General features: G+C 44.1%; 10 protein-coding genes and 2 rRNA genes. 1 reads left to right on the top strand and 11 read right to left on the bottom strand.

Going from position 1 to position 7,031, the window contains the following annotated elements:
- Nucleotides 1-240 precede the first annotated feature (240 nt).
- Nucleotides 241-516 (top strand): transition state genes transcriptional regulator AbrB, encoded by a 276-nt coding sequence (gene abrB / locus ABD734_RS09585; RefSeq protein WP_344703738.1) that lies wholly within the window; start codon nucleotides 241-243, stop codon nucleotides 514-516.
- 23 nt (nucleotides 517-539) lie between these two features.
- On the opposite strand, the gene rsmI is transcribed toward abrB, so the two are convergent.
- The 11 genes from rsmI to ABD734_RS09640 all read right to left on the bottom strand — a co-directional run.
- Nucleotides 540-1,364 carry a 16S rRNA (cytidine(1402)-2'-O)-methyltransferase gene (rsmI, locus tag ABD734_RS09590; protein WP_344703740.1) on the bottom strand — a complete coding sequence of 275 codons (825 nt, stop codon included), beginning with the start codon at nucleotides 1,362-1,364 and terminating at the stop codon, nucleotides 540-542.
- A gap of 1 nt (nucleotide 1,365) precedes the next feature.
- Nucleotides 1,366-1,614, bottom strand: coding sequence for a GIY-YIG nuclease family protein (locus ABD734_RS09595; RefSeq protein ID WP_344703742.1), 249 nt, complete (start codon nucleotides 1,612-1,614; stop codon nucleotides 1,366-1,368).
- Nucleotides 1,607-2,335 (bottom strand): tRNA1(Val) (adenine(37)-N6)-methyltransferase, encoded by a 729-nt coding sequence (locus tag ABD734_RS09600; RefSeq protein ID WP_344703743.1) that lies wholly within the window; start codon nucleotides 2,333-2,335, stop codon nucleotides 1,607-1,609. Before ABD734_RS09600 ends, ABD734_RS09595 begins: the two co-directional genes overlap by 8 nt.
- A gap of 36 nt (nucleotides 2,336-2,371) precedes the next feature.
- Nucleotides 2,372-2,686 carry an initiation-control protein YabA gene (locus ABD734_RS09605; RefSeq protein ID WP_344703745.1) on the bottom strand — a complete coding sequence of 105 codons (315 nt, stop codon included), beginning with the start codon at nucleotides 2,684-2,686 and terminating at the stop codon, nucleotides 2,372-2,374.
- Nucleotides 2,686-3,495 (bottom strand): PSP1 domain-containing protein, encoded by an 810-nt coding sequence (locus tag ABD734_RS09610; protein ID WP_344703747.1) that lies wholly within the window; start codon nucleotides 3,493-3,495, stop codon nucleotides 2,686-2,688. The genes ABD734_RS09605 and ABD734_RS09610 overlap by 1 nt, the downstream gene beginning before the upstream one ends.
- 6 nt (nucleotides 3,496-3,501) lie before the next feature.
- On the bottom strand, nucleotides 3,502-4,416 hold the full coding sequence (locus tag ABD734_RS09615) for a hypothetical protein (protein WP_344703749.1): 915 nt from the start codon (nucleotides 4,414-4,416) through the stop codon (nucleotides 3,502-3,504).
- 11 nt (nucleotides 4,417-4,427) lie between these two features.
- Entirely contained in the window at nucleotides 4,428-4,757 is a 330-nt protein-coding gene (locus ABD734_RS09620) for a cyclic-di-AMP receptor (protein ID WP_344703751.1), read from the bottom strand.
- Nucleotides 4,754-5,386: a dTMP kinase gene (gene tmk / locus ABD734_RS09625; RefSeq protein ID WP_344703753.1), complete on the bottom strand. Its 633-nt coding sequence runs from the start codon at nucleotides 5,384-5,386 to the stop codon at nucleotides 4,754-4,756. The genes ABD734_RS09620 and tmk overlap by 4 nt, the downstream gene beginning before the upstream one ends.
- Complete coding sequence (locus ABD734_RS09630; RefSeq protein ID WP_344703755.1) at nucleotides 5,383-6,627, bottom strand: Orn/Lys/Arg family decarboxylase; 1,245 nt, start codon at nucleotides 6,625-6,627, stop codon at nucleotides 5,383-5,385. The genes tmk and ABD734_RS09630 overlap by 4 nt, the downstream gene beginning before the upstream one ends.
- Before the next feature lie 95 nt (nucleotides 6,628-6,722).
- Nucleotides 6,723-6,837, bottom strand: a 5S ribosomal RNA gene (gene rrf, locus ABD734_RS09635).
- Nucleotides 6,838-6,925: 88 nt separating this feature from the next.
- Nucleotides 6,926-7,031: ribosomal RNA gene (locus tag ABD734_RS09640) — 23S ribosomal RNA — on the bottom strand; the annotation flags it as partial.

Raw genomic sequence — 7,031 nt, forward strand, 5'->3', positions numbered from 1 at the left:
CAATGAAATGGATACTTTATATTGGCTTACACAACGGCGATATGCTATAATCATCAAGAATTAGACAAAAAAACCCAATATGTTTATTGACTTTAAAGCATAATTATGGCAAACGAACAAACTAGGCCCATTCCCGGAAATAAAGTTGTCCGCAACTTAATTCTTCTCCATAATGTTTTCTCTTCATTATGAGGTGGAATGAATAGTCGTATGCAAAATGAGAAAATGGAGGGAAAGGCTATGAAATCAACTGGCATTGTACGTAAAGTAGATGAACTCGGACGTGTGGTTATACCTATAGAACTCAGACGCGTGCTTGATATCGAAGTTAAAGACGCACTTGAAATATATACAGATGACGATACGATCATCTTGAAAAAGTATAAGCCACAAATGACATGTGCTGTAACGGGAGACGTTTCCGAGCAGAACATGCGTCTGGCTGACGGCCGCATCATTTTGAGTCAAGAAGGTGCAGAACAGCTCATCAAAGAAATCCAATCGAAAATGAATTAATCAAATAAGCGGCCTCGGGCCGCTTATTTTTTTATATCATGAAATTCATCGTATACATCCTGTTTTTTCAAACTTCTTGCTTCTGCTACTTTCTTGATGGCTTGTTTCGGTGTTAGTCCTTCTTTCACTAACGCCTCCACATGCTCTTTTACGGGAATGTCGAAAGTTTCTTCTTTAGGAGCTGCGCCCTCCACCACAATGACAAATTCTCCCTTCAGCGGTATTTCCTCTTCCATCTTATCCAGAAGCATCTTCACCGGTTGACGGACATGCTGCTCAAATTTTTTAGTGATTTCCCTGGATATGCTGACTATCCGCTCAGGATCGATCGCGTTTATCTCCGTAAGCGTATCTTTAATCTTATGCGGTGATTCATAGAGCACTGAAGTCGATTGTCGCGCCATTATCTCTTGAATCTTATTCTTCTTTTTACTGCGCGATTTCGGGAGGAAACCAAAATAGGTAAATTCATACGAAGGAATACCACTTGCGACCAAGGCCATTGTGAAAGCAGTTCCCGAAGGGATAATGACATATTCCAACCCCTCCATCTGCATTCTTGATACAAGCTCAAAGCCAGGGTCCGAAATGACCGGCATGCCAGCATCGCTGACGAGAGCGAAAGTACGGCCGTCCTTCATTTCTTCGATAATCTGATCCTCGACACTCTCCTTATTGAAGTCATGATACGCCCTAAGCGGCGTATCAATCTCGAAATGGTTCGTCAACTTACGGGTATTGCGAGTATCTTCACACAATATCACATCAACTTTCCTGAGCGTATCGACTGCACGGAAAGTCATATCATCAAGATTCCCAAGCGGTGTCCCTGTAATATACAGATGCATGTCATTCCCTCCTGATCAACTTCAATTTTTCGTGCCGCGATAATTTTTTTATGGCATATTCCCGTTTTAGGGCCTCACTCTTCGTCTCATAAACTTCTTTGTGGAGCAGATGAACCGGACGCCTGTTCCGTGTATATTTGGCCCCTTTGCCTTCATTATGCATTTTAATTCTTCTGGACACATCTTTTGCGTAACCTGTATACAATGTACCGTCACGACATTCTACGATATACACGAAATGCTCAGCCATAATAGACCTTCATCATTTCATCAGTGTAACGGCCTTGCTGATCATAGATATAAAGGGGTGGCAGGATATCTGCATACGCATGGCTATTAAACACCGCTTCAATCAGAACGAACAGTGCGGTTCGTGCAGATTTATCATTATAGACGTATTGGACACGTCTCACACGAAAGCCTGCCTTTGACAGTTCATGCGCGACTTCCATACTTCTTTCTGCCCGGTGGACCATATGGAGCCTGCCCTTATTCCTGATGAGGAAACGCGCTGCTTTTATGACGCCTTCAAGGTCGATATGTATCTCGTGCCGTGCGATGCTGTGTGGTCCTTTTTCCTTTAAGGGTTGATTATTTGTGAAATAAGGTGGATTCACAGTAATAACGTCATAGGAAGAATGTTCGTAGAGTGATCTGACTTCTTTCAGATCACCCATCCGGATGTCGATCTGTTCTTCCTTACCATTCATGGTGATGCTTCTTCTGGCCATATCTACGAGCTGGGGTTGAAGTTCCAATCCATCTATCGGCAAAGCCGTGCGATGGGATAAAAGAAGCGCGATGATGCCATTTCCTGAGCATAGATCGATGATATGTTTATCCCGTTTCAAAAATCTTGTGAAATCAGCCAGCAGCAATGCATCTACTGAAAATGAAAAAACCTCGCTGCTCTGGATGATCTGCATGGATTCCCGGAACAATTCATCCACTCTTTCACCTTCTTGCAACATATATCCACCCCCAATAAATAAAGCGGCCGAAGCCGCCTAGTTGTTTCGATGTTGGAGAAAGCCCTGACAAAACAGGCAATCTTCCCCGTGCCGATGCGTACCGAAGTGGACGCTGCATACGTGGAACCCTTCCTCATACAAGTTATTCAATGTGTTCTGCTTGAAGGATGCCCCTTTCTCTGAGGCTTCTTTCGCCAATAACTGTTCATAATTTTCCTTTTCCATCTGAAGACTGACATTCTCCTCAACGAGTCGGACAGAAAGCTCCTTCAATGTCTGAAGATCTTCATACATGAGGTCCATATCTGCTTCCATCTTGCTTATATGCATAAATAGGCGCTCACGTTCCATCACTGCACCCCGCCGACTGCGTCCAGTTCGTCGCAATGGAATTCACGTATATAATCATCTTTATATTTCACCTTCACCACAAGGTCCAGAATGTTCATGCCGATTACCAAACCTCTACCGTCAGGCGTCTCGATCATCTGACCGACATCCGGTAATGCTTCACGTGCATTCTCATAATATTCATCCTCATAATTCAAGCAGCACATCAGACGTCCGCACGCGCCTGATATTTTGGTGGGGCTGAGCGAGAGGTCCTGATTCTTTGCCATCTGGATGCTGACTGGCACAAAATCCCCAAGGAAGGTCGAACAGCAATGTGCACGGCCACAGGGACCAATGCCACCGAGATACTTCGCTTCATCCCTTACCCCGATTTGACGGAGTTCGATGCGTGTCTTGAAACGGTTCGCAAGAATCCGGACGAGGTTACGGAAATCCACACGTTCATCCGAAGTGAAATTAAATATGAGTTTTTTGCGCTCCAGCGTATACTTGGCATTGACGAGCTGCATATCCAATTTCTCTTCAGAAATGGCTTTTCTACAGAACTGAAGCGCTTCTTCTGCACTCGATTGGTTTTCATGGAACTTTTCCATATCTTTATCAGTCGCAGCCCGGATCAATTTGCCATCCGGTTCCACAATATCATCTTCAGGAACCTGATAGTTCGGCTTCACCACCCGCAACATTTCTATACCGCGCTTTGTCTCAGCGATGATATAATCGTCGCGTTCCGTCGACTCTCCATTAACTTGCAAATATATATTCTCAAAATAATCCAACTGCGTAGCAGTAATGAGTTCTATCATAATCATTCAACCTTTCGAGCATATGACCATACTCTCAAACACAAGCATAGGATGCACGTTAGATGACAACATGCGGTTTGCAGTCTGTATCTCTTCCAGCATGCGTGCCAGATGTTCAACACGCTGTCCTACCCCGGTGTTTCCTGTTTCATTGCCGTATGGCCTAAAATCTTCCAGCTCCAGTACTTCATGCATGCATTGTCTTACGAATCCATCAATCAACTGCAGTAACAGCGCATGGTCTTTTCTGTTTTGGCAGATATCCAGCATTGATTTTATTTCTATCAACACGAGTGGATGCCCTCCGACCCATTTTCTCGAAAAGTCCATTGCTGCCTGGCGTAAACGGGGGAACACTTCACCCAGTTCCTTTACATGTTCGGCATTGAGAGCCAGTATATCCACTGTTTGTAGTTCCGCCTCATTCAAATCCTCAAGCATTCCGATCCGGTCATCCCGTTCCCCCCGAATATGAATATGTTGGGCCCTTGAATGGATGGTCGGCAATATACTGCTTTTATCTATCGTCAAGAGAATGGCCACAGTCCTGGCTGGAGGATCCTCCAAAAACTTAAGGACACTATTCTCAGCCTGCGGCGTCAGTTTTTCAAATGCCTCTATCACGTACACCTTATAGTCCGACTCGGTTGGTTTGCGGTTCATCCTGCGCACAAGATCCTCTACAGCTTCCTTTTTGATGGCCGTCTCTGCAGTCGCAAGATAAAAATAGTCGGGATGATTCCCTTCAGAGATTAATCTGGCATTACGGGCTGTGTCGCCGAGTATGTTTAGGGCAAAATATTCACTGTAGCGTTTTAAGGTTTCTATGGCGTCCCCTTCAAACATGTAGGTATGGCTGAGCCTGTCGTTTTCTATGATTTTATCCAATTGGTATTCAACAGTGTAGTTTTCAGCTGTCATTACTGCTTCACTTAAAATCTTTCAAATTGTTCAATAGGCAATACGAATACTGTCGCTCCGCCGACTTCCACTTCTACAGGGTATGGAATATAGGAATCTGCATTTCCACCCATCGGGGTGACGGGTGCGACCGTCTGCTCCCTGTTTCCACATGTGTTATCGATGAGCTGAAGCAATTCATCGACGCGCTGATCTTCAACACCACATAGGAAAGTTGTATTTCCAGCTCTTAGGAATCCGCCTGTAGTCGCAAGCTTGGTGTTCCTAAAGTCATTTTTAGTTAGACGATCAGCCAACCTTTGACTGTCATGATCTTGTACGATTGCAATTACCATTTTCATGATTGGTTCACCTCTTGATTCAGATATTGTTCAATTATGTCCATTGCGTCTGCAAAAACCTTTTCGGGGCTTTGTGCTGCATCGATCATTCGAATTCTTTCGGGATATTCTTCCCTCAATTGATTATACCCCATGACCACTGATTCATGGAAATCCAATTCTTCGCCATCAAGTCTGTTGTCGTCGCGCTTGTTGCGTTTAATACGCTCGAGACCGACTTTAGGGTCCAGTTTAAGATACAGTGTCAAATCAGGCATGTGATCTTCTATCGCAAAACGGTTGATTTCCATAACAGCATCAGAGCCTATATTACGCGCAACTCCTTGGTAGGCAATCGAACTGTCGATGAAACGATCACATAGTACGATATTGCCGTTTTCGAGTGCCGGCAGTATCTTTTCAACAAGATGCTGCCGCCTTGAAGCTGCAAACAATAATGCTTCTGTGCGTTCATCCATATCATTGCCTTTGGAGAGAAGTATTTCCCGGATCATTTCACTGATGCCGATCCCCCCGGGTTCACGCGTCGTAACCACTTTATGAGTCTTCGACAAATGAGCATGGATTGCTGAAATCAACGTTGTCTTACCGGAGCCTTCCGGACCTTCAAACGTAATGAAATGACTCATTGCTTCTCCTTACCCGTATAGTACGCTATATTTTGTTTTATACCTTCTATTCTAACATGATTCATTAAAGCATGTGCAATCGATTTTAGATGCTCACTGGTAATGACTTCTCCCTCAAAAACAATCGGAATTCCGGGAGGATAGGGAATCATGGTCCTCCGGCATACTTTGTCCCTTAAGAAGGAAAGGTCCAGTGAAGGATCATTTTCCACATCTTGAAATACGAGTAATTCGATGCGCGACAGAAGAAGCTCAAACGGATAGCGGTCACCTTCATGGAAGAGTGGCAGACAGAGAAGCACACCTTCATCTGTGACCATCTCTGGATAAACCGAAGCATCGACGAAGGCATCGTAAACTGTATAGGGTGAGTGCCTAACATGATTGATGAGCAGTTTCGAGGGGTCATCCATCTCTGTTACTTCCAATTCCGTTTCACGAAGCTTATTTATCAGCACTCCCCTCTTCTTATGGAACTGTTCATCTGAATAGGATATATAGAAATCATGGGCATGTTCCATCGAAAGCATAAGCATATAGGAAGGACTGGATGTTTCAAAGTAATCTATATATTTAAGGATTGCCTCATAAAATTCGGACTTCATAAAAATGACAGAGGACATCGTCAAGGCAGGGAGCATCTTATGGTAAGACTGGACTGCGATGTCTGTGGAATACTTCATAGACGAAGCTGGAAAAGCTCCGGTAATGTCCAGATGGGCGCCATGTGCTTCGTCTGTGACGACCACACCATTCCCTGCATGCACATGATCTATAAGTGCGCCTATATCAAAACATTCTCCGGTATATGTAGGGTAAGTGATGACAGCAGTATCACGCTCGGTAAAGTTATAGGAGAAGAAAACTTCTTTTGAAACGACTTTATAAGAGACTTCGGCAATTTCAAGCGCATGATGAACTGACTTGTGGGCACCTTCCAAAACAATGAAATGCGTTCTGTTTAAATGTTTAAGGCCATATATCGCAGATAAAATACCATTCGTCGTGCCATTCACCATCATCTGAGAAATGTAACCTGGATACTTTGCAGAAATCTTTTCATTGAGCTGATGGAGGACCCCATCTGCTTCATGTAGATCATCGAGTCCATTGATTTCTGTCATGTCATATCTGAAATCAAAGGAATCAAGTTGACCAATCGTATTGTTTTTATGTCCTGGAACATGCATGGAAATCGAGTCGTCTTCTAATAGTTTTGTAATCGCCTGATACAGTACCATCAAACCGATCCTTTCAGTATAAAGGTATAAAAAAAAGAGACCTATAAAGGTCTCAATGCGGCTCATCGCATCCATAATATAATGCTGTACATACTGCCCGGCGGCGTCCTACTCTCACGGGACGTCAGTCCAACTACCATCGGCGCTGGAGAGCTTAACTGCTGTGTTCGGCATGGGAACAGGTGGAACCTCTCCGCGATTGCCACCGGACAATATGGAATGCTTGAATGCCCCTTGGACATTCAAAACCGGATAGAAGCAATGCGTTGCGTAGAAGACCATACACGGTTTTCTTCATTTGAATAAGTCATCGATCGATTAGTATTCGTCCGCTCAATGTGTCGCCACACTTACACGCCGAACCTATCTACCTCATCATCTCTGAGGGATCTAATGGGGAAATC

The organism is Salinicoccus jeotgali, from assembly GCF_039538805.1.
Classification (GTDB): domain Bacteria; phylum Bacillota; class Bacilli; order Staphylococcales; family Salinicoccaceae; genus Salinicoccus; species Salinicoccus jeotgali.

Coding starts and splice junctions, on each gene's coding strand:
- abrB (WP_344703738.1), top strand. CDS start 241: ATGAAATCAACTGGCATTGTACGTAAAGTAGATGAACTCGGACGTGTG.
- rsmI (WP_344703740.1), bottom strand. CDS start 1,364: ATGCATCTGTATATTACAGGGACACCGCTTGGGAATCTTGATGATATG.
- ABD734_RS09595 (WP_344703742.1), bottom strand. CDS start 1,614: ATGGCTGAGCATTTCGTGTATATCGTAGAATGTCGTGACGGTACATTG.
- ABD734_RS09600 (WP_344703743.1), bottom strand. CDS start 2,335: ATGTTGCAAGAAGGTGAAAGAGTGGATGAATTGTTCCGGGAATCCATG.
- ABD734_RS09605 (WP_344703745.1), bottom strand. CDS start 2,686: ATGGAACGTGAGCGCCTATTTATGCATATAAGCAAGATGGAAGCAGAT.
- ABD734_RS09610 (WP_344703747.1), bottom strand. CDS start 3,495: ATGATAGAACTCATTACTGCTACGCAGTTGGATTATTTTGAGAATATA.
- ABD734_RS09615 (WP_344703749.1), bottom strand. CDS start 4,416: ATGACAGCTGAAAACTACACTGTTGAATACCAATTGGATAAAATCATA.
- ABD734_RS09620 (WP_344703751.1), bottom strand. CDS start 4,757: ATGAAAATGGTAATTGCAATCGTACAAGATCATGACAGTCAAAGGTTG.
- tmk (WP_344703753.1), bottom strand. CDS start 5,386: ATGAGTCATTTCATTACGTTTGAAGGTCCGGAAGGCTCCGGTAAGACA.
- ABD734_RS09630 (WP_344703755.1), bottom strand. CDS start 6,627: ATGGTACTGTATCAGGCGATTACAAAACTATTAGAAGACGACTCGATT.